Origin of the sequence: Nocardia sp. NPDC049707, from assembly GCF_040674855.1 — a bacterium.
Classification (GTDB): domain Bacteria; phylum Actinomycetota; class Actinomycetes; order Mycobacteriales; family Mycobacteriaceae; genus Nocardia.
The window spans coordinates 92952-112795 of sequence record NZ_JBFANN010000011.1 but is presented as its reverse complement, the minus strand read 5'-3'; the positions used below and the strand labels follow the sequence as shown (position 1 = coordinate 112795).

Sequence of the window (19844 nt, the reverse complement as noted above, 5' to 3'; positions counted from 1 at the left end):
CGTGATCAACTCACCGGTGCGCCAACCCCACGACGACATCCTGCATCCAGTCCGCGATGTCGGCTGCGACCCGGGCCTGCACCGGCTCGTGCAACAGGTCGTGCCCGGCGTCGGCGTACTCACGCAAACTTACCCAATCGTGGCGACGAGTCCAGACCCTCATCGCATCTATTGGCGCCCGTCGGTCCTCGATACCGTGCACGGTGAGGATGGGCAGAGTACTCGGCAATGGCGTGCCGGGTGCACCGGGTGCGCCGCCACCGAGTGCTCGCTTCGGCACTCCGGACAGCACCAGCCCGACCAGCTCGCTCGGCGGCAGGCTCGGCCGCAGCGGTAACTTTGCCTCCAGTCCGTGCAGGTCGTCGGTCGCGCTGGTTGGATCGGGCACCGCCGCGCCCAGGATGCCCAGGACGGTCGCCGCCCCGAGCGAATGACCCATCAGGATCTGCGGTGTATCCGGCAACTCCGCGCGGACCAGCTCGATCATCCGCATCGCATCGGCCACCAGTTCCACCAGCGTGCCGGGATTGTTCGGATCGCCCTCACTCAACCCGTGCCCCGAGGTATCCAGCGCCCACACCTCGATGCCGGCGGACTTCGGGGTGCGGGCGAAGCGGTGGTAGTGGCCGCTGTGCTGCCCCATTCCGGGGAAGAGCACCGCAACTGCCATCGGGTTGTCGACCGGCCACCGCCGATAGTGCATCCGGCCGCGCGCGCCGTCGAAGAAGGGCATTGGTGAATACTGACAAACTCACTGAGGTTCAGTCGAATTCATGACATGACTAGTTTTCGCCGCAGAACCGACAAGATGGCTAAACTTCCGGGCGAGGGTCGGGCTGGAGAGTCGAGGTTCCGCTGTGAGAAAGCTCTATCTTCCGCACGTGCGAATGTGGGCGGCCGCCGCACTCGCCCTGAGCTGTGCCGGTGTGGGTGCGGCTGCCGCCATCGCAGAGCCCGAGATGGGCGGCGTCGCCGCATGCGCATCGGCCCAGGCCGCGACCGCCGTGCCCGCCGGTCTGCCGGTGCTCGACTGGTCGGAGAACCTGGGCTACGACGCGCGGGGCAACCTGTGGGTATCGCGGCTGTACCGCAACGAGGTGCAGCGCTACGACAGCGCGGGCCGGGTGACCGCGACGGTGCCGGTCGAATTCCCGGGCGCGATTCGGCTCGGGCCCGACGGTCTGCTCTACGTCGTCTTCGGCGATTCACCGACGAGTGTGGTGCGCCCAGGTGGTGTGGTGCGCTTCGATCCGGACGATCCGAGGCCGGCGGTATTCGCTGCCGGATTCACCATGCCCAACGGTGCCGCCTTCGATGCGCAGGGCAATCTCTACGTCGCCTCCCCCCTCGGTGTGATCCGGATTCGTCCGGACGGCAGTGTCGATGCGGACTGGACCGCGCGGGCGAAGTTCGCCGGCGCCAATGGCATTGTGGTGCGGGATAATTCGGTCTATCTCAGCATGAACGGCAATCCGCTCGGTCGGATCGTGCGCTTCCCGATCGACGACCCGGGCCGCGTCGCCGTTCTCGCCGACTTGACGGTGACACCCGGAATTCCGGATTTCGCAGACGATTTCGTCATCGATGACGCGGGCGTGCTCTACGTGACCACCCTGACCGGCCAGCTCGTTCGAGTCGATCCGGGCGCAAATACCGCATGCGCTGTGCTGACCGGCGAACCGATGACGTCGGTGGTCGCGGTGCCCGGCCGTTCCGACGAACTCATCGCCGGTACCGAGAGCGGAACGCTCCTGCGGATTCGCTTGCCGCACTGAGCGAATCGGTCAGTCTTCGATGAGGTCGGGGGGTGCGGCCTGGCGCCAGGAATCCAGCAGGATGTCGTACAGTTCGTCGCCATCCTCCACGGCGCAGAGGCGGGCCCGCACCCAGGACGAGGATGCCTCATGCGGCGGGACCCAGAACTTGTGCGGTTCGGCGGCGATGAGTTCATCGCGATCGTGTTTGGGGCAGCGGACGGCGAACGAGGTCTGATCGTCGGGGATGGTGACGAACATTTTGCCCGCCACATCGAAGGTGGGATGGTTCCAGCGTTCCTTCTCCACAGTCTTGGGAAAGGACAACGCGATGCGGCGCACGTCGTCGGCGTCGAGCACGGTTCGGGCCTCCGGTTCGGAAATCAAACTCCTATCGTGCTACACCGCGGTCGTGCGCGATCAAGTGACGGCGTCGGCGATGCGCGAGGCGATCGTACGCAACCGGTCCACCAGAACGGGCGGGGAGTGGACGCGAAAGTCCGCGCCGAGGTCGATCAGGCGGTAGGCCAACCAAGTCGGGTCGTCGTCACGGGTGACGTCCAGGCGGCAGGAGTTGTCGTCGATGGGTGCGATATCGCCGGGGCTGTCGCCGAGCCGGCCCACGACCCGGCCGATCGGGGCCTGGACCGTCACACGCACGCGGAAGGACGGTGTGCCCCAATCGGTTCGGCGACCCGCCACATAGGCGGCCGGATCCGCAGCCGGCAGTGCGCGTGGGCGGTAGCGGGCGCCGGTGGGCTGCGGTCGGTCGATGCGATCGACGCGGAAGATACGCCAGTCGTCGCGGTCCACGTCGTGGCCGACGAGGTACCAGCGGCGCCGCGACGGCACCAGCCCGACCGGTTCGATATGCCGACGGGTTTCGGCACCGGATTCGCTGCGATACGCGAAACGTACCCGCTCCCTGCCGGTTACGGCCGCGGCCAGTGCGGTCAGCACCTCGGGATCGACGGCCGGGGCGTGGTCGGTGTGCGGCACCAGGGCGGTGCCGAGCACCCGGACCCGGCGGCGCAATTTCGCGGGCAGCACCTGTTCCAGCTTGGCGAGCGCGCGGACCGAGGCCTCCTCGATACCGACGATGGCCGATCCGGCGGCGGCGCGCAGCCCGACCGCGATGGCGACCGCCTCTTCGTCATCGACCAATAGCGGCGGCATCGCGGTACCGGCCACCAGCCGGTAGCCGCCCGCCGCACCCATCGTCGCCTCGACCGGATAGCCGAGTTCGCGCAGCCGGTCGATATCGCGGCGCACAGTGCGGTCGGTGACGCCGAGTCGATCGGCGAGTTCGCTGCCCGGCCATTCCCGTGGTGTCTGCAATAGGGAGAGCAGTCGCAGCAGGCGGGCGGGGGTGTCGTTCATGATTTTCAGAATTCCAGATAACTAGGACATGGATAGTCCTAGTAGCCACTTAGCGTTGTCGTCGTACCCGAGAACAAAGGAGTCCGATGAATACAGCATCGCGTAGCGATTCGATGAGGCGTGGCGGTCGGGAGACGGGTGGGCTGAACGAGATCCGCCCCTTCCGCATCGACATTCCGCAGGCTGATATCGACGATCTGATCGATCGGCTGGCCCGCACTCGCTGGTCGGCGCAGCTTCCGGGCAAGGGTTGGGAGCGCGGTGTTCCGGTCGACTATCTGCGGGAGCTGGCCGAATACTGGCGCACCGGATTCGATTGGCGGGCCCAGGAGGCGGCATTGAACGAGTTCCCGCAGTTCATTACCGAAATCGACGGCTTGGACGTGCATTTCCTGCATGTGCGTTCGCCGGAACCGGATGCACTGCCGCTGATCCTGACCCACGGCTGGCCCAATTCGTTCGTCGAGTTCACCAAAACCATTGGCCTGCTCGCCGATCCGCGCGCCCACGGACTCGATCCGGCGCAGGCGTTCCATGTCGTTGTCCCTTCGGTGCCCGGTTTCACCTTCTCCGAGGGGCCGAAGGAGACCGGTATGACCGTGCGTCGGGTGGCCGAGATGTGGGTCGAGCTGATGGACCGGCTCGGCTACCGCCGCTATGGCACCCAGGGCGGCGATCTCGGGGCCTACGTCGCACCCGAAATCGCCGCTATCGCACCGGATCGCGTCGTCGGCGTGCATATCGATGGCGGTATCGGCATGCCGACCGAAGCTGATGTGCCGACCATGACGCCGGACGAACGCGCGGAATGGGATCAGATGCAGGGCTGGATGTCCGGCGGCGTGAACCATCACGCGCTACTGCACGCCGCGCCACAGACTTTCGCGCACGCCTGGACCGATTCCCCGGTGGGTCTGCTGGCCTGGCTGATGCAGAAATTCGATGAGTTCACCCCGCTGGCCGACCTGGCCGAGGAGGTGATGGACCGCGATCATCTGCTGACCAATATCAGCCTGTACTGGTTCACCAATACGGCGGGCACCTCGTCCTGGCCGATGTACAACGGACTCGGCGACGGCGGATTCGTCTGGCCCACCGGCCAAAAAGCGGTGCCGACGGGCGTCTACGCGGGTGGCTCCGCACTCATGCTGCGCCTGGCCGAGCGCGACAACACCATTGCGCACTGGCCCGAGGGCAATACCGGAAACCACTTCGTGCCGATGGAACTGCCGGATATGCACGTCGCCGATATCCGGGCGTTCTTCGGGAAGGTGCGTTAGTTGTTCTGGTGCGCGATCTCGCCCTGCGATACGGAATCCGCGTGGTTCAAAGCGGCCGGGGCCACGGGCTGCCGTGCCGGGTCCCGAGTCGAGGCGGGCTATGCCGGTGCTTGCGGTGCGCCCGCGCCGACCGGTGCGGGCGCCGGCGCGGCGCTCTCGGGCGCCGGTGCCGGCGCGGGCGGCAGCACCGGCTGATCCGGTACGGAGAACATCCCGACCGTCGGCGTCATCACGCAGTGCGCGAACGGGTAGTCGATCATGCCCCACATCGAGGCGAGGACTGTGCCAGGGCCACTGGTCACGGTCTTCGACAGCGTCGGCATGTTGTACTCGGTCCGGTCGTCGAGGGTGGTGAGGCCGCTCGCGCCGGTGTTCACGTTCAGCCAGGCCACGACGAGTCCAGAGGACAGCGGTGCGCCCGAATGCGCGGGCGTCGCGCTGAACCGCAGGCTGCCGGGCAACGGATCCGCCGCGCCATTGGGGTTGGCGCCGTCGGTGGAGGCGGCCGCGATGATCGTGGTGACCGGGCCGACGCTGCCGCAGCCGAAGGTCGGCGCGGCATAGGCGAACGGTGTGAAGGCGGCCGAGACAGTGCGCAGCTCGGCGACGTCCACCATCTTGGTGAACTGGCTGAGCGCGCCGACGCCCGCCTGCGCGGCCGGATCGGCTCCGGCCTCTGTGGTGAGCTGTTCGAGTCCGGTATCGACGGGGGATGCTTCGGCGACGGCTGTGCCGGTGAGGGCGAGGACCGCGCCGATGCCGAGAGATGTCACTGCCGCGGCGGCGCGTGCGATGGATCTGCCGTTCACTCGTTCTCCTCGATACCGAACACCGGGATAGCCCGGCCCCACGTGCAGCAAGGTACCAGTTTGTCGCTTACGCCGCCCAGGGACTCATAACCAACCGCACCCGACCATGCGGGCCCGACGCGCGACACATACCCGACCTACCCCTGTGACCCACTCGGCAGTGCGAGATTACCGAGGGGTAGGTTTGACTCGGACGTACGAGACACACCGGGAGATGTGTATGAAACTAAGTCTGACGCCCGACGAGGTGAGCTTCCGCGACGAGCTGCGGAACTTCTACCGGACCGAGATTCCCGCCGATATCCGTGACCGCTTCAAGTACGGCCACGAACTGACCCGTGAGGACATCGTCACTTCGCAGAAGATCCTCAACGACCACGGTCTGGCCGTGCCGAACTGGCCGGTCGAGTGGGGCGGCAAGGACTGGACGCCGATTCAACGGCACATCTGGCAGGACGAAATGCAGCTGGCCTCGGTGCCCGAGCCGCTGACGTTCAATGCCCAGATGGTCGGTCCGGTGATCGCGCAGTTCGGATCGCAGGAGATCAAGGAGCGTTTCCTCCCGCCGACGGCCGCGCTGGATATCTGGTGGTGCCAGGGCTTCTCCGAACCCGACGCCGGATCCGATCTGGCCTCGCTGCGCACCACCGCGGTGCGTGACGGTGACTCCTACATCGTCAACGGCCAGAAGATCTGGACCACGCTCGGTCAGTACGCGGACTGGATCTTCTGCCTGGTCCGCACCGATCCGAACGCACCGAAGAAGCAGGCGGGCATCTCCTTCCTACTGTTCGATGTGAAGTCTCCCGGTGTCACCATCCGCCCGATCAAGCTCATCGACGGCGGCTACGAGGTCAACGAGGTCTTCTTCGAGAATGTGCGGGTGCCCGCCGATCAGCTGGTTGGCGAGGAGAACCAGGGCTGGACCTACGCCAAATTCCTGCTCGGCAACGAACGCACCGGCATTACCGCTGTCGGGCGCACCAAGGTCAAGCTCGGTGTCGCGAAGGATTACGCGCGCCAGACCAAGTCGGGTTCGGGCACCCTGCTCGAGGATCCGGTCTTCGCCGCTCGCGTCGCCGAACTGGAGAACGAACTGCTCGCACTGGAACTCACCCAGCTCCGTGTGGTCTCCAATTCCTCGGACGGTAAGCCGAATCCGGCCTCGTCGGTGCTCAAGCTGCGCGGTTCCGAACTGCAGCAGGCCGCGACCGAGTTGCTGCTCGACATCGCGGGCCAGGACGCACTCCCGGTCGATGCCGCCGATATCGCCTCGCCCGGTTGGGCGCAGCGCAGCGGCCCCGGCTATCTGAACTACCGCAAGACCACCATCTACGGAGGCTCCAGCGAGGTGCAGCGCACCATCATCGCCTCCACGATCCTCGGATTGTGAGGCGCAGCCATGGATTTCGAACTCACCGATGAACAGGTCATGCTGCGCGACACGGTGCGCGAACTACTGGCCCGCAACTACGATCCCGAAACCCGCCTGAAGGTCACCGACACTGAACTCGGCTGGAGCCGCGATGTCTGGAACCAGCTGGCCGAACTCGGCGTGCTGGGCCTGAGCTTCACCGAGGAGGACGGCGGTGTCGGCGCCGGTCCGGTGGAGACCATGGTCGTACTCGAGGAGATCGGGCGTCGGCTGGCACCCGAACCGCTCGTGGATGCGGTGCTGCTGCCGGGTGGTTTGGTCGCGCGGGTCGGCAGTGCCGAACAGCGCCAGCGGATTCTGCCCGAGGTGGCCGGCGGCACCAAACTGCTCGCGTTCGCGCATGCCGAACCCGGGGTGCGCTGGCCGTCCACCGAACTCGCGACCACCGCTGTGCAGCAGGGTGATTCGTGGACGCTGACGGGTCTGAAGAATCCGGTCCCGCACGGCGACAGCGCCGATGAGCTGGTGGTCAGCGCAGTGCTGCCGACCGGCGGCATCGGACTGTTCCTGGTCGATCCCGCCGGGGTGCAGCGCAAGTCGTACCGCACATTCGACGGTCAGCGTGGTGCGCAGCTCGAATTCGACAAGGTCCGAGGCGAATTGCTCGGTGACAATATCGACGCCGCCGAGGCGGTGCAGATCACGATCGCGCACGCCCAGGCCGCGCTGTGCGCGGAGTCCATCGGTGCGATGGCGGAGGCGCTGCGGCTGACGACGGATTATCTGAAGACGCGCAAGCAGTTCGGCGTCACGCTGTCGAAGTTCCAGACGCTGACCCAGCGGGCGGCGAATATGTACGTCTCGCTGGAACTGGCGCGCAGCATGAGCCTCTACGCGAATGCGTCGTTGGCCGATGGTGCCAACGATCCGGTCATCGCCTCGCGGGCGCGGCTGCAGGTTGGTCGCTCTGCTCGGCATATCGGCCAAGAGGCGATTCAGATGCACGGCGGTATCGGCGTCACCGCGGAGTACCCGGTGAGCCATTACGTCGCCCGGCTCACCGCGATCGAGCGCACGCTCGGTGGTGGGCTCGACCACCTGCGGGTGCTCAGTGCTCAGGTCGGTGACTACGACCTGCCGGAGCTGTAGGACCCGGTAGTTCCGAACGGCGGCGCGTGCGAGATATGCGCCGCCGTTTTGCTATTCGTCGTCGCTCGGACCCGGCGCGTGGTGTGTTGTGGTCGGCGGCTCGAGCTCGGCCGTCTGAGTGCCGTACGGCGTGGAGGTTCGCGGGCCGGGGCTCGCGGACTCGGGCGCGCTGGACGGGACGGTGAATCCGGCCGGCTTGCGCGGCGGTCCCGGAGGTGCGACCTGCCAGCTCGGCGACGGCGGGATGATCACTTTCGGTGCCGTCGAGGTGCTTGTCCCGTAGCGCACGGCCGGGGCGGCATCGTCATTGGCGGATTTGATCGGTGGCGGTGCGACGTAGGTGTCGTGTTTGCCGAGTCCGCAGGCGCCGATGAGAACGAGTCCGAGCGAGACCGCGCCCGCGGCGATCACCGGACCGGCGATCTTGGTCCTGCTGCTCTGCATCGGTAACACTCCTGGTCGTTTCGAGTGGGGCTCACAATAATCGAGGCCGGTCCGCCCGGCCAGATGAGCACACGCTGGGCACGCGCGATGCGGCGCGAATTAAACAGTGGCGATTCAGATATCGAATTGGTCTCTTCGGCGTGTCGCGGGCACGTGTCGTGGTCGAACCGCGTCCGATGGCCGTAGCGTGTGTGATCAAAGTTACGCGTGAGACGCCAACACCTAGATGAGAGACGCGCGGTGCAAATCGGGCGACGGCAATACTCTGATCGGCGTCATCGAGGAGTTGATGATGGGAGCTTACTCGACAACTCCGTTGCGAGCCTCCGCCACGGCCGACGAATCGGCGGTCCCGGAAACTTCGCAGCAAGTCGTGTCGAACCCGCCAGTGCGCACCAAGTCCACGATGCTGTCGCGGATAACCGCCTGGCTGATTTTCATCGGCGGTATCGTCGGAGCCGTGCTCGGCATCGCCGGACTGCACGTCGAAATCACCGTCGCCGGACTGATTCTCGCGTGTACCGCCGGACTGGTGCTGCTGAAGCTGCGCGCCGACGGAGCGGATCGAACCAGCTGAATCGAACCGGCCCGCGCCGCGGTGGCACAAGGGAAATCGGGAGCGCGCAGGGCTTTCGGGCTCTAACGTGATTCGTATGAGGATCGAGATCACCGCCGATGCCGCGCGCTTCCGGTCGCTGACCGAGCCATTCCTGCTGCGTGATCCATTGCGGCATACGGTGATCACCACCGGCATCGCCAACCATCTCACCGGCATGCAGGTCGACGCTGACCGCTCGCGATTCCTCTCCGTCCACGATGACGATGCGACGGTGATCGGTGCCGCCATGCGCGCGGCCGGGCATGGGGTGTATCTCGGTGAGCTGCCCGCGGGAAGTATTGCGGCCGTTGCCGATGCCATCGCCGAGGTAGCTTCGGACGTGGACGACGTCGAGGGCGCGACCGATGATGCCACCGAATTCGCCGAGCACTGGGGCGAGCGCCACGGTGTCGGCTATCGGGAGGAGTACTCGACTCGCCTCTACCGGCTCGCGCAGCTGAACTTTCCGATTGCTGCCGGATCACCCCGGCGTGCAACCGAATCCGATGTCGGGCTGTGCGTCGACTGGGCCGAGGCCATGCGCCGCGAATCCGGCATGCCGCCACCGAGTCTGACCACCATTGCCATCCGGAAGCGAATCGCGACCGGCCGCTGGTGGCTCTGGGAACGCGACGGTGTGCCCGTCTCCCTTGCCGCACACCAGGTCCCGGTGTTCGGCTGGTCCCGAATCGGCCCCGTCTACACCCCACCCGAGCACCGCGGCAACGGGTACGCCAGCATTCTCACCGCCCAGGTGTGCCGCACCCTGCGCGGGCAAAATCTGAATGTCTGCCTGTTCGCCGATCTTGCCAACTCGACTGCGAACAGTATCTACCGCACCATCGGCTTCGAACCCGTCCGTGATTTCGTGTACTACCAATTCACTTCGGCCACAATCAAACCGTGAACGGACAGCGCGTGCGGTGCGGGCGCGGATAGACAGCACAGCCGGCGCTCTCGCACGTCGGCTCGAGGCACCGACCTCAGCGGTGTTGTGCCCGAGATCTATAGCCTGTGCGCGGTTCGCGCTGCCTATGCGGTGACGGGGGTGACCCATTCGAAAGCGGCGGCTTTGGAGCGGGCGCCTTCGGCGGTGCGGGAGCGGTTGGGTTCGCCGAGTTCGGTGAGTAGCGATTCGGTGAGGGTTACCAGGGTGGCCAGGACTGGTGGGGTGAACCAGGTGGGGCGGGTGGCGAAGAGGATGTCCTCGGTGGAGGTATTGCCGCTCGCGCCGGGTGCGAAGGGGCAGCCGCCGAGGCCGCCGAGGGAGCCGTCGACCATGGTGGCTCCGGCCTGTAGCGCGGCGAGGGTATTGGCGACGCCCATACCCCAGGTGTCGTGACCGTGGAAGACGATGCGGCGGTGCGGGGTTCGGTCGCGGACTGCCGAGATCAGTTCCGATACCCGGGTCGGGTGGGCCTGGCCCAGGGTATCGGCGATGACGATGTCGCAAGCGCCCTCGGTGCGCGGATCGTTGGCTATGGCCAACACGCGCTCCGGATCGACGGGACCGTCGAAGGGGCAGGTGAAGCTGGTGGCGAGGCAGAGCTGGATTTCGCCGCCCGCCTCTCGCGCCAACCGAACGGCATCCGGCATGGCGGCGACGCTGTCTTCGGTGCTGCGGCCGATATTGGCCTTATTGTGTGCGTCCGATGCGGAGAAGCAGTACTGGAAGTTGCGCACGCCCGCTGCGGCGGCCTTCTCCACATGGCGCGGTGTGGCCACCCACACCCAACAGCGTCGCAGCTCTTCGGGACTCAGCGCGGCAATGAGCTCCATGGTGTTGGCCATCGGCGGCACCAGATCGGGACGCGCCATCGAACCGATCTCCAGCTCGGGCACGCCAACGGCGAGTAGCTGGCGCACGATATCCACCTTGCGCTCGACCGGCAGCACCTTTCCGGTCAACTGCAACCCGTCGCGCAGAGTCACATCGCGCAGTATCACTCCTCCTCCCGCACATCCCGGACCGGCGGCGCCTGACGCACGTGCGGCGGAACGCACATCACACCACCGCAAGGCTTTTCGTTCGTGGCGGGGGTGGGATGCACCGTCGGACGCGCGTGACCGGGTGCGCGCAATTCGCGCGCACCGCGCCCCGGCGGTCGACGCCTGCCGTATACCCGTCGCGTCATACCGCCTCCACTCCGTCGATACCGGCGCGCATCACGCCTCCAATCCGGCGATATCGGCATCGCTCATGCCGAGCAGTTCCGACAGCACCTCGCGTGTGTGCTCACCCAGGTCTGGTCCGACATTGCGGATCGGCAGGGAATGTTCGCCGATCACCGGCACGATGCCGGGAAAGCCGACCGTCTTCGGTTGCGGCGCACCGACATCCACCGGGAACGGCTGAATCATATTGCGCGCCTTGTACTGCTCGTCGGCGACGATATCGGCGGCGGTGTAGATGGGGCCGCACGGAATGGCCGCCGCATCCAAGAGCTTCAGCGCCTCGTCGCGAGTGTGCCGCACGGTCCACTCGGCAATCGACGCGTCGAGCCGTTCGCGATGGCGCCAGCGGCCGGCATTGTCCTGCAGTTCCGGGTCGGCGGCCAGATCGGGACGGCCGATCACTTCCATATAGCGCTGGAAGATCGCATCACCGTTGCCGCCGATAATGATGCTCGTACCGTCGCTGGTCGGGTAGGCATTACTCGGCGCGATGCCCTCCATCCGCCCGCCGACCCGCTCGCGATTGATGCCGTACGCGAGATAGTCGGGCACCAGCGATTCCATTACCGACAGGATCGCCTCGTTCAGCGCCACATCGATGACGCGTTCCCGCAGCGGAATCGATGCGTTGGTGCGTGCCCGCTGGAACAGCGCCATCACCGTGCCGAAGGCCGCGTAGATCCCCGCGATCGAATCACCGATGGATACACCGACCCGCACCGGCGGCCGATCCGGATCCCCGACCAGTTCGCGCAGCCCGCCGACCGCCTCGGCGACCGCGGCGAAACCGGGCCGCGCCGCCAGCGGCCCGGTCTGTCCGTACGCGGAGATCCGGGTGATCACCAGATCCGGATTGACCTCGTTCAGCACCTCTGGGCCCAGGCCCCACTTCTCCAGCATGCCCGGCCGGAAATTCTCCAGCAGCACATCGCAGTGCCGGAGCAGATCCAGGACGATGCCCCGGCCCGCTTCGGTGCGCAGATCCAGCGTGATCGACTTCTTGTTCCGGTTGATGGTCCGGTACAGCATCGAGGTATCGCCGCCGTAGAGCCGCCAGTTGCGTAGCTCGTCTCCGGCCTTCGGCCGCTCCACTTTGATCACCTCGGCACCGAAATCGCCGAGGATGCGACCAGCGGTCGGCGCGGCGATGTAATTGCCGAGTTCCAGGACGCGAACCCCGTCCAGCGGGCTGATACTCATGGCATCAGTCTGTACTATCGTGCCACCCGGCAACGGCCCGACCTGGTCCCGGCACGAATTCCGGTCCAGCAACCGCACGGCCCCTCAACCGCCGCAACACAATCGCCAGATGCTGCGGCAGCCGTGCGGTCGCCGTCACGATTCGAGTCGGAAAGCTTCCTCGATGACCGAGTAGTGCTCGGCATTGCCGTGGTGCGACGTGCTCGTGACACCGTCGACACCGACCGGGATATCGCCGGCGAGGGTGATTCGGGTCAGCTTGCGCGGCTGGTCGTCGTAGTCGTCGACGGCATAGTGCTGGGTGGCGCGGTTGTCCCAGATGGCGACGTCACCGGCCTGCCAGTGCCATCGCGTGGTGTTCTCCAGCCGGGTCACCCGATCTTGGAAAAGGCGGAACAGGGCCTGGGACTCGCTGGTGGAGACCCCGACGAAGCGCTTGACGAAGTGCCCGACCAGCAGTGCGCGTTCACCGGTCTCCGGGTGCACCCGCACCACCGGATGCTCGGTCTCGTAGTAGTCGGACTGGAACTCCGCACGGTAGGCATCGGTGTTCGGGTTGCTCCGGTCGACATCGGTGGCGGCGTAGTCGTAGAGATTTGTGTGCACCGCCCGCAGGTTCTCGGCCAGGCGCTTGAGCGGCTCCGGCAGCGAATCGTACGCGGCCACGGTGGAGGCCCAGGTGGTCGAGCCGCCGTAGGTCGGCAGGGTGACCGCGCGCAGGATGGAGGCCTTCGGGATTCGGTCGACGAAGGTGACGTCGGTGTGCCAACTATTGGCGCGGCCGTACTCGGAGTCGATGGCCAAGCTCTTGACACCGTGCGAGGTGACCGTCGGATGCGGGGTGGTCGGGGTGCCGAGCAGTCGCGCGAACTCGTACTGTCCGTCCTCGGTCAAATGGTCCTGCCCGCGGAAGAAGATGACCTTGTGCTCGAGCAGCGCGCGCCGAATCACCGCGACGGTTGCCGCGTCCACATCGTCGCCGAGCCGGACATTGTCGACCTGGGCGCCGATGCGAGCGCCGATTTTGGTCACGGTGGCGGTTGTCTGGGCGTAGTCGATCGTCATGGGATCACCTTCGCTGGGTTGAATCGGTTGATGCGCCTCGAGCACATCACCGAAACACCCACCCCGACCAGGGTTTTCGTCGCCGTGATCCCAACGCCGTTTCTCAGGGACGAGTTGACCTCAGCGCCCATTCTCAGGCGGATCACGCAGAAACGGACCGAGAATAGGCGCTGGCGCTGACGCCGAGACCACCGACCATTCGACTAGCTCGGGTCCCCGCCGCGCGCCGAGCTGCCCGCCGTGCGCTGTACTGCCCGCTCGCTCCGCGACATAGCTGCCCGGCCGCTCCTGCTCTGACCTCGCCCGCCGGACAGGCAGGTGGTTCAGCCGACGTGCTCGCGCAGGTACGCCAGATCCTCGGCGACACCCTCGGCGGGCGTCTCCAGAACCACCGGAGCATCCGCCGTCCGGCACACCTGCGCGAGCAGCTCCGGATCGATCGTCCCGTCGGCGAAGTTGGCATGCCGGTCCGCGCCCGAATTGAACTCGTCGCGAGAGGAGTTCAGATGCACCAGGTCGATGCGGCCGGTAATGGCCTTGATCCGCTCGACGACGCCGACCAGATCCTCACCGCCCGCCCAGGCGTGACAGGTGTCCAGGCAGAAGCCCGCGCCGAAGCCGCCGACCGCGTCCCAGAGCCGGGCGATCGAGTCGAAATGCCGGGCCATGGCGTGGTTACCACCGGCGGTGTTCTCGATCAGGATCGGCACCGGGAAGCCGCCCTTGTCCTGCTGACGCTCGAACAGCTTGCGCCAGTTATCGATTCCGGTCTCCAGTTCGTCGTCGGAACGGACATGTCCGCCGTGCACCACCAGACCGAACGCGCCGATATCGGCGGCGGCCTTCGCCTGCTGCGCGACCGCATTGCGCGACGGCATGCGCAGGCGATTGTTCAGACTGGCCACATTGATCTGATAGGACGAGTGCACCACCACATCGATCGGACTGGCGAGGATCTCCTCGGTCCGCGGATGCGGGGTCGGTTTATCCCAACTCTGCGGGTCGACGACGAACAGTTGGATGACATCGGCGCCGAGTTTCTCACCGAAGCCGATCGGATCGCTGTCGAGCCGGACGTGTGCTCCAATGCGCATGGGGCCGAGCCTAACGAGTGCCACCGACATCGTCTGCGGCACCGCAACGAACATGTTGCGTCCGGGCCATGCGAACAGATACATCGGTAGGATCCAGGTGCTCGACCCGATACGGGGGGTGAATCCACTGTGCTGCGACCTGGCGATGTTTTCGCTGGTTACGCGATCAAACGTGTGCTCGGCCAGGGGGGTATGGGCACCGTGTATCTGGCCCAGCATCCGCGCTTGCCGCGCCTGACCGCGCTGAAATTGTTGAAGCGCGAACTGTATACCGATGCCGAGATCCGGCGCCGCTTCGAGCGGGAGGCCGATCTGGTCGCCCAGCTCGACCATCCGAATATCGTCGCCGTCTACGACCGTGGCGCCGAGGATCAGCAGCTGTGGATCTCGATGCAATTCGTGCCGGGCGCGGATGCGTCCTGCGCGGATGTCAACGTGCTCGCGCCGGGCCGCGCGGTGCAGATTGTCGCCGATACCGCGGCCGCCCTGGATTTCGCCCACGGCAACGGCGTGCTGCATCGCGATGTGAAACCGGCGAATATCTTGCTGGCCAAGGCGCCGATCGGACAGCCGGAACGAGTGCTGCTCACCGACTTCGGCATCGCGGGCATGCGCGATGGCGAATCCACGCTGAGTTCGGCGGGAACCATTACCGCCACGCTGGCCTACGCCGCACCGGAGCAACTGACCGGGACGCCCGACTACCTTGCCGACCAATACTCGCTGGCCTGTTCGCTGTTCTGGATGCTGACCGGTGTCGCGCCCTTCCACGGGGCCAATCCGATGGCGGTCATCAATGGCCATCTGTCCGGCGCGATTCCGTCGCTGCGCCGGTATCGGCCGGATGTGCCAGCGGGTTTGGATGCGGTGCTGGCGCGCGCGATGGCCAAACGGCCCACGGACCGATTCGGCAGCTGCACCGAATTCGCGCTGGCCGCCCGCCGGGCGCTGCTGTCGTCGGCGCCGCAGCCGCGCTATGGTCCGCCGGGGCCGAACCGCCCGCCGCTGGAATCGCTGAGCACCGCGGTTCTGCCCCGAAACCCGGTGCCCACCAATACTTCTGATCCGCTGGGCAGCAGTGGAACCGCACGTCCGGCCCAACCGGCCCCTGTGCCGCCGAGGACATCCCAGCCGCGCCTGCCACTGCCGCCGCGCCGGGCACCGCGACCCGGCACCATCGCGCTGCCCGATATCCCACGTCGCCCCGGGAGAACGCCGCCCGGCCCCGCGGCACGCCCGCCGCCATAGCCGGAAACAGTCGAAAACCGCACGCGATACCGATAAGTCGACGATAACCAGGGCTTAAGCGAATCCTGCTAAGGTTTCGATGTTTTCCGTGGTCGGGAGGTCCTGATCGCGCATTCTTATGCTGTACGTCGGCGCATCGGTGGGTCCCGGTGCGCGGCGGGAAGTGGAGCAGACATGCTGGCCAACGGTGACGTATTCGTCGGTTATGTCATCGATCGGCAACTGGGTCGCGGTGGCATGGGTTCGGTGTACCTGGCGAAACATCCGCGACTGCCGCGGATGACGGCATTGAAGCTGCTGAATCGCGAGATGTTCTTCGACAAGGAGGTGCGGGCGCGGTTCGAGCGGGAGGCGGATCTGGTTGCCCAGCTCGATCACCCGAATATCGTCACCGTGTACGACCGCGGCCTCGAGGACGAGCAGCTGTGGATCTCGATGCAGTACATCGACGGCATCGATGCCGCGTCGGTCGACCCCAAGTCGCTGCCGCCGGAGCGCGCTGTTCAGATCGTCAAGGAGACCGCCGACGCGCTCGACTACGCGCACAGCATGGGCGTGCTGCACCGCGATGTGAAGCCCGCGAATATCCTGCTGGCTCGCTCCGGCGGCGGGCGCGGTGAGCGGGTCTACCTGACCGACTTCGGTATCGCGCGGCTGCGCGACGACACCGGCCATCTCACCCAGACCGGCACCTTCACCGCCACCTTGGCCTACGCCTCGCCCGAACAGCTCACCGGTGCCTCGCTCGATCACCGATCGGATCAGTACTCGTTGGCGTGCGCACTGTTCTGGTTGTTCACCGGGTCCGGTCCGTTCGCCGCGACCAATCCGGCGGCGGTGATCCAGGGACATCTGCAGGGCACACCCCCGGCATTGAGCAGCGTCCGTCCCGGCCTGCCGTACCAGCTGGACGCGGTGCTGGCAAAGGCGATGGCCAAGCGGCCCGAGGACCGGTTCGCCTCCTGCTCGGAATTCGCGTTGGCGGCCAAGCAGGCATTCACCAATCCGAGCGCACCGGCGATGCCGGTGGTCGGCGGTTCGCGCCCGGGTACCGGACCGGCGATTCCGGTGACCGGTACGCCGCATCCGGTGACGAACGGGCCGTACCCGCAGACGGCCGGACCGTATCCGCAGACCAGCGGCCCGTATTCGCAGACCAGCGCGCCGCCCACCATGCAGCCGTTGGCACCGACGACGGTCAATCCGGCTTCGCAGAGCACCCAACATCCGCAGCAGGTGCAGGCCGCGCCGACCCAACAGCAACCGCATCCGAGCAATCCCTACAATCAGCAGCCGCTCGGATTCGCGACCCCGCCCCTGCCTCCGATGAGCGGCCCGCGACCGCCCGGACCGCCGCAGCGCAAATCGAATGTCGGGCTGATCGTCGCGCTGTGCGTCGGTCTGGTCATGCTGTTGGTGATCGTGCTCGCGATCATCGGCGTGGTATCGAACAGCGGTTCATCGAACTCCGGCGGCAGCAGCACGACGACCTCGACGACCTCGTCGACTTCGTCCAATCGCGGCAACGGCGCGCTGGACGCGACTGCGGCCGCGATCAGCAAAGAGTTCCCGGCCATGGTGCCCGCCAGCGAATCCGATTCGGTCGGCTACAACGGCGCGAAATGCAATGCCCACAAGACCGGTGACCTGACCCTGCCTACCCCGGGCACGCCCGACTTCGGCGCGTGGGCCGCGCAATGGGATTGCTACGGCGGCGGTGACAACGACGACCCGTTCTACACGATATACGTCTACGAGAACGCCTCCGATGTACAAAAGGCGCTGAGCAACCTGCCCGCCGATGCCACCAAGTCGACCGACACCAACGGTGGAAAGTCCTACACCAACTACAAATTCGTCAACGACGGGCCGAAGATCGTCACCGCTTTCACCGGCGACAGCAAACGCGCCCAATTCCTCATATACGCCGACGGCTTGACGGGCGGGATGTACGATGTCCTGCGCTGGTGGCGTTCGGCCCCGCTGAACTGATTTGCAGAGCCGGCGCGAAAAAATGGCTCGCGCCCGGTCCCGATACCGCACACGAATTGGCCGACTGCGGCACCTTCATCTATGCCGCCGAACAACTCACCCAGACCGATCTCAACAACCTTTCGCCCTTGATCCTATCGGCCCTGTCCGATAGGGCTACTGTGCCTGAAGTTTCGCGATGCGGGCACCGACAAGCAGTGCGGTCACCGCGACAATGCCGACCACCATGATCAGTCGGTTGATATCGACCGCGGGCTGCCAGCGCACCTGCCCGCCCTTGATGACATATGCCCCGACCGGCTTGGCGCCCATCCCGAAACCGCCACCGGATCCTTCCTGTCCTTCTTTGTCGGTGCCGCCCCCACCGCCGCCACCGGTGACCGCGGCCGCCGGGATCACCGTTGTGCCGTCTCGTTCGACCGGCTCCGCGAATGCTCGTTTCGCCGTCATCGAGTCCTTCGCGGTAGCAAGAATATCCGTGACATTCATCGCGCTTCCTCCATCGTGCTCTCGACTTCGAATGACCGATCCGTCGGCTCCTGCCAGTGTCGGCCGGTGCCACGCGATGTGTGCAGGGCCGATGGACCCGCGCTGGTAGGTACAACGGCAACAATCGGCCCAGGGCTCCGGGTAGAGGCGTTCGCAGGGGAGGCATGGTAGGGCGCCGGTGTCGGCGAGGTCGATGGTGACGGCATCGGCGTAGTGCTTGGCTTGGTGTCCCTGGATGCATAGCAATGCGGGGTGAGGCAGGCGACGTAGTCGAAGCGCGCGCCGTGCAGGAAGACGCTCAGGTGCACATCGGGTTCGGTCGGATGCGGAGATGCGTTGGCGCTCACCGCTACTCGCTACGCACCGGGCGTTGGGGCGCGGGCCTTCCAGCGCAGGCCGGGATAGCGTCCACTACCACGCGCCCCGACGGTCGGAATGTGCAGTGGGTCGGTCCACGCAGCGCTGGAACTTCGCGCTGATCTCCACCCCCAGCGGCGAAAGGCCCAGGCGAACACCCAGTTACGCGAGTATGAGCGGGAAGATGCTGTGCCCCACGGGGCTTGGCGAATTCGCTTGTAATGTGAAGATATGATCACGCTCAAGAAGGAAGATGGTGCCGCCGATCTCAACGGCATCACCAAGCTGACGGTCGGAGTGAGCTGGGACCCGTCGGGGGGCACCAGCGGCGGTGCGCTCGGGATGCTGCGCCGCAAGCGCGGTGTGGATCTGGATCTGATCGCCATTCTCATGCAGGGCGCCGAGCCGGTGCGTTTCGCCGGTCTCGACTCCCTCGACCCGCTGGGCAATGGTTCGGTCCAGCACACCGGCGACGAACAGACCGGCGCCGCCTCCGGCGACGACGAGGCGGTGCACGTCACCTTCGCGAATGTGCCCGAGGCCATCGACGCGATCGTTTTCGTGGCCGCGGCATTCAAAAAGGGCTCATCGTTCGAGAAAGCCAATAACATCTCGTTCAAGATCTACGACGCGACCGGCGGCAGCACTCAGCAGGTGGCCGACATCTGGCCGTCGCTGCTCGGCACGGATAACGCCAATGCGGTGGCCAAGGCGTTCCGCAGCGGTGGTAGCTGGCAGCTCGAGGTGCTCAATCGTAAGGGCAAGGTAAAGCAGGGCGATAAGCAGGCCCTGCTGCATTTCGCCATGGCGTAAGCATGCGGGCCGGAGCTCGGGCGACGAGCTCCGGCCGCTATCGCTAAAGCACGGATTCGACCGCCGAGACGACCGCGGCGTCGTCGGGTGTGGTGCGCGGCCGGAACCGGCCGACCACCGCACCTTCGCGATCGATCAGGAATTTCTCGAAGTTCCACTGGATATCACCGGCCGTGCCCTCGGCATCCGTGGTCTGCGCCAGTGCCTGGTAGAGCGGATGCCGGTCGTCGCCGTTGACATCGGTCTTCTCCAGCAGCGGAAAGTCGACACCATAGGTGGTCGAGCAGAATTCCGCGATTTCCTCGGCGGTGCCCGGCTCCTGGCCCATGAACTGATTACACGGCACCCCGACCACGCTGAAGCCGCGGTCGCCGTAGGTCTGCTGAAGTTCGACGAGTCCGGTGTACTGCGGTGTCAGTCCACACTTGGAGGCCACATTGACCAGCAGTACTGCCTTATCTCCGACCAGTTCGCCCAGTGTTGCCGGGTCGCCGGAGAGGGTTCGTAGTGGAATATTGCGGATATTCATTCGTATCGGACCTGCCAGTTCTTGATGCCGTTGATCCACCCCGGCCGCAACCGTACCGGATCGGCGACCTGGATGATCTTGGACATTACATCG

General features: G+C 65.9%; 21 protein-coding genes. 9 read left to right on the top strand and 12 right to left on the bottom strand.

Translation table 11 applies throughout. The features are described 5' to 3' along the window. Window positions 1–10: 10 nt before the first annotated feature. Window positions 11–733, bottom strand: coding sequence for an alpha/beta hydrolase (locus AB0J29_RS13345; RefSeq protein ID WP_364784139.1), 723 nt, complete (start codon window positions 731–733; stop codon window positions 11–13). A 124-nt stretch (window positions 734–857) separates the two neighbouring features. Between AB0J29_RS13345 and AB0J29_RS13340 the strand changes: the two genes are divergently transcribed. Next, entirely contained in the window at window positions 858–1775 is a 918-nt protein-coding gene (locus AB0J29_RS13340; RefSeq protein ID WP_364784136.1) for a hypothetical protein, read from the top strand. A 9-nt stretch (window positions 1776–1784) separates the two neighbouring features. On the opposite strand, the gene AB0J29_RS13335 is transcribed toward AB0J29_RS13340, so the two are convergent. Further along, window positions 1785–2141: an MmcQ/YjbR family DNA-binding protein gene (locus AB0J29_RS13335; protein ID WP_364784133.1), complete on the bottom strand. Its 357-nt coding sequence runs from the start codon at window positions 2139–2141 to the stop codon at window positions 1785–1787. Between the two features lie 33 nt (window positions 2142–2174). Further along, window positions 2175–3134, bottom strand: coding sequence for a YafY family protein (locus AB0J29_RS13330; protein ID WP_364784130.1), 960 nt, complete (start codon window positions 3132–3134; stop codon window positions 2175–2177). An 86-nt stretch (window positions 3135–3220) separates the two neighbouring features. Here AB0J29_RS13330 and AB0J29_RS13325 point away from each other — a divergent pair, with 86 nt between their 5' ends. After that, window positions 3221–4414: an epoxide hydrolase gene (locus tag AB0J29_RS13325; protein WP_364784127.1), complete on the top strand. Its 1194-nt coding sequence runs from the start codon at window positions 3221–3223 to the stop codon at window positions 4412–4414. A gap of 98 nt (window positions 4415–4512) precedes the next feature. Here AB0J29_RS13325 and AB0J29_RS13320 read toward each other — a convergent pair whose 3' ends face one another. Then, window positions 4513–5223 carry a hypothetical protein gene (locus AB0J29_RS13320; RefSeq protein WP_364784124.1) on the bottom strand — a complete coding sequence of 237 codons (711 nt, stop codon included), beginning with the start codon at window positions 5221–5223 and terminating at the stop codon, window positions 4513–4515. Between the two features lie 220 nt (window positions 5224–5443). Between AB0J29_RS13320 and AB0J29_RS13315 the strand changes: the two genes are divergently transcribed. Both AB0J29_RS13315 and AB0J29_RS13310 read left to right on the top strand, forming a co-directional pair. Beyond that, window positions 5444–6616: an acyl-CoA dehydrogenase family protein gene (locus AB0J29_RS13315; protein ID WP_364784121.1), complete on the top strand. Its 1173-nt coding sequence runs from the start codon at window positions 5444–5446 to the stop codon at window positions 6614–6616. Window positions 6617–6625: 9 nt separating this feature from the next. After that, window positions 6626–7747, top strand: coding sequence for an acyl-CoA dehydrogenase family protein (locus AB0J29_RS13310; protein WP_364784118.1), 1122 nt, complete (start codon window positions 6626–6628; stop codon window positions 7745–7747). Window positions 7748–7798: 51 nt separating this feature from the next. Here AB0J29_RS13310 and AB0J29_RS13305 read toward each other — a convergent pair whose 3' ends face one another. Continuing rightward, entirely contained in the window at window positions 7799–8191 is a 393-nt protein-coding gene (locus AB0J29_RS13305) for a hypothetical protein (RefSeq protein ID WP_364784115.1), read from the bottom strand. A gap of 226 nt (window positions 8192–8417) precedes the next feature. On the opposite strand from AB0J29_RS13305, the gene AB0J29_RS13300 reads away from it, so the two are divergent. Continuing rightward, entirely contained in the window at window positions 8418–8768 is a 351-nt protein-coding gene (locus AB0J29_RS13300) for a hypothetical protein (RefSeq protein ID WP_364784112.1), read from the top strand. 76 nt (window positions 8769–8844) lie between these two features. Further along, a complete protein-coding gene (locus AB0J29_RS13295; protein ID WP_364784109.1) occupies window positions 8845–9696 on the top strand; it encodes a GNAT family N-acetyltransferase in 852 nt (283 codons plus the stop codon). Window positions 9697–9821: 125 nt separating this feature from the next. Here AB0J29_RS13295 and AB0J29_RS13290 read toward each other — a convergent pair whose 3' ends face one another. From AB0J29_RS13290 to AB0J29_RS13270, 5 genes are all read right to left on the bottom strand, one after another. After that, the gene (locus tag AB0J29_RS13290; protein ID WP_364784321.1) at window positions 9822–10730 is read right to left on the bottom strand and encodes a hydroxymethylglutaryl-CoA lyase; all 909 of its coding nucleotides are present in this window, start codon (window positions 10728–10730) and stop codon (window positions 9822–9824) included. Window positions 10731–10732: 2 nt separating this feature from the next. Then, on the bottom strand, window positions 10733–10924 hold the full coding sequence (locus tag AB0J29_RS13285; protein WP_364784106.1) for a hypothetical protein: 192 nt from the start codon (window positions 10922–10924) through the stop codon (window positions 10733–10735). Window positions 10925–10955: 31 nt separating this feature from the next. Further along, the gene (locus AB0J29_RS13280) at window positions 10956–12164 is read right to left on the bottom strand and encodes a CaiB/BaiF CoA-transferase family protein (RefSeq protein ID WP_364784103.1); all 1209 of its coding nucleotides are present in this window, start codon (window positions 12162–12164) and stop codon (window positions 10956–10958) included. Window positions 12165–12299: 135 nt separating this feature from the next. Then, complete coding sequence (locus AB0J29_RS13275) at window positions 12300–13229, bottom strand: TauD/TfdA family dioxygenase (protein ID WP_364784100.1); 930 nt, start codon at window positions 13227–13229, stop codon at window positions 12300–12302. A gap of 323 nt (window positions 13230–13552) precedes the next feature. Further along, window positions 13553–14323, bottom strand: a complete 771-nt coding sequence (locus tag AB0J29_RS13270; protein WP_364784097.1) for a deoxyribonuclease IV — start codon at window positions 14321–14323, stop codon at window positions 13553–13555. Between the two features lie 129 nt (window positions 14324–14452). Here AB0J29_RS13270 and AB0J29_RS13265 point away from each other — a divergent pair, with 129 nt between their 5' ends. Beyond that, window positions 14453–15571, top strand: a complete 1119-nt coding sequence (locus tag AB0J29_RS13265; protein WP_364784094.1) for a serine/threonine-protein kinase — start codon at window positions 14453–14455, stop codon at window positions 15569–15571. A 174-nt stretch (window positions 15572–15745) separates the two neighbouring features. Next, a complete protein-coding gene (locus AB0J29_RS13260; protein WP_364784091.1) occupies window positions 15746–17563 on the top strand; it encodes a protein kinase in 1818 nt (605 codons plus the stop codon). Window positions 17564–17719: 156 nt separating this feature from the next. Here AB0J29_RS13260 and AB0J29_RS13255 read toward each other — a convergent pair whose 3' ends face one another. Continuing rightward, window positions 17720–18052, bottom strand: a complete 333-nt coding sequence (locus tag AB0J29_RS13255; protein ID WP_364784088.1) for a spore germination protein GerW family protein — start codon at window positions 18050–18052, stop codon at window positions 17720–17722. Between the two features lie 588 nt (window positions 18053–18640). Between AB0J29_RS13255 and AB0J29_RS13250 the strand changes: the two genes are divergently transcribed. After that, entirely contained in the window at window positions 18641–19222 is a 582-nt protein-coding gene (locus AB0J29_RS13250; protein ID WP_364784085.1) for a TerD family protein, read from the top strand. Window positions 19223–19265: 43 nt separating this feature from the next. Here the strand turns inward: AB0J29_RS13250 and AB0J29_RS13245 are convergent, their stop codons facing one another. Further along, window positions 19266–19751: a glutathione peroxidase gene (locus tag AB0J29_RS13245; protein WP_364784082.1), complete on the bottom strand. Its 486-nt coding sequence runs from the start codon at window positions 19749–19751 to the stop codon at window positions 19266–19268. Window positions 19752–19844 lie beyond the last annotated feature (93 nt).

Bases quoted from the DNA above. Each gene is read 5' to 3' on its own strand.
- AB0J29_RS13345 (WP_364784139.1), bottom strand. From the start codon at position 733: ATGCCCTTCTTCGACGGCGCGCGCGGCCGGATGCACTATCGGCGGTGG.
- AB0J29_RS13245 (WP_364784082.1), bottom strand. From the start codon at position 19,751: ATGAATATCCGCAATATTCCACTACGAACCCTCTCCGGCGACCCGGCA.
- AB0J29_RS13255 (WP_364784088.1), bottom strand. From the start codon at position 18,052: ATGAATGTCACGGATATTCTTGCTACCGCGAAGGACTCGATGACGGCG.
- AB0J29_RS13285 (WP_364784106.1), bottom strand. From the start codon at position 10,924: ATGACGCGACGGGTATACGGCAGGCGTCGACCGCCGGGGCGCGGTGCG.
- AB0J29_RS13305 (WP_364784115.1), bottom strand. From the start codon at position 8,191: ATGCAGAGCAGCAGGACCAAGATCGCCGGTCCGGTGATCGCCGCGGGC.
- AB0J29_RS13260 (WP_364784091.1), top strand. From the start codon at position 15,746: ATGCTGGCCAACGGTGACGTATTCGTCGGTTATGTCATCGATCGGCAA.
- AB0J29_RS13295 (WP_364784109.1), top strand. From the start codon at position 8,845: ATGAGGATCGAGATCACCGCCGATGCCGCGCGCTTCCGGTCGCTGACC.
- AB0J29_RS13275 (WP_364784100.1), bottom strand. From the start codon at position 13,229: ATGACGATCGACTACGCCCAGACAACCGCCACCGTGACCAAAATCGGC.
- AB0J29_RS13250 (WP_364784085.1), top strand. From the start codon at position 18,641: ATGATCACGCTCAAGAAGGAAGATGGTGCCGCCGATCTCAACGGCATC.
- AB0J29_RS13310 (WP_364784118.1), top strand. From the start codon at position 6,626: ATGGATTTCGAACTCACCGATGAACAGGTCATGCTGCGCGACACGGTG.
- AB0J29_RS13325 (WP_364784127.1), top strand. From the start codon at position 3,221: ATGAATACAGCATCGCGTAGCGATTCGATGAGGCGTGGCGGTCGGGAG.
- AB0J29_RS13315 (WP_364784121.1), top strand. From the start codon at position 5,444: ATGAAACTAAGTCTGACGCCCGACGAGGTGAGCTTCCGCGACGAGCTG.
- AB0J29_RS13270 (WP_364784097.1), bottom strand. From the start codon at position 14,323: ATGCGCATTGGAGCACACGTCCGGCTCGACAGCGATCCGATCGGCTTC.
- AB0J29_RS13280 (WP_364784103.1), bottom strand. From the start codon at position 12,164: ATGAGTATCAGCCCGCTGGACGGGGTTCGCGTCCTGGAACTCGGCAAT.
- AB0J29_RS13330 (WP_364784130.1), bottom strand. From the start codon at position 3,134: ATGAACGACACCCCCGCCCGCCTGCTGCGACTGCTCTCCCTATTGCAG.
- AB0J29_RS13300 (WP_364784112.1), top strand. From the start codon at position 8,418: ATGAGAGACGCGCGGTGCAAATCGGGCGACGGCAATACTCTGATCGGC.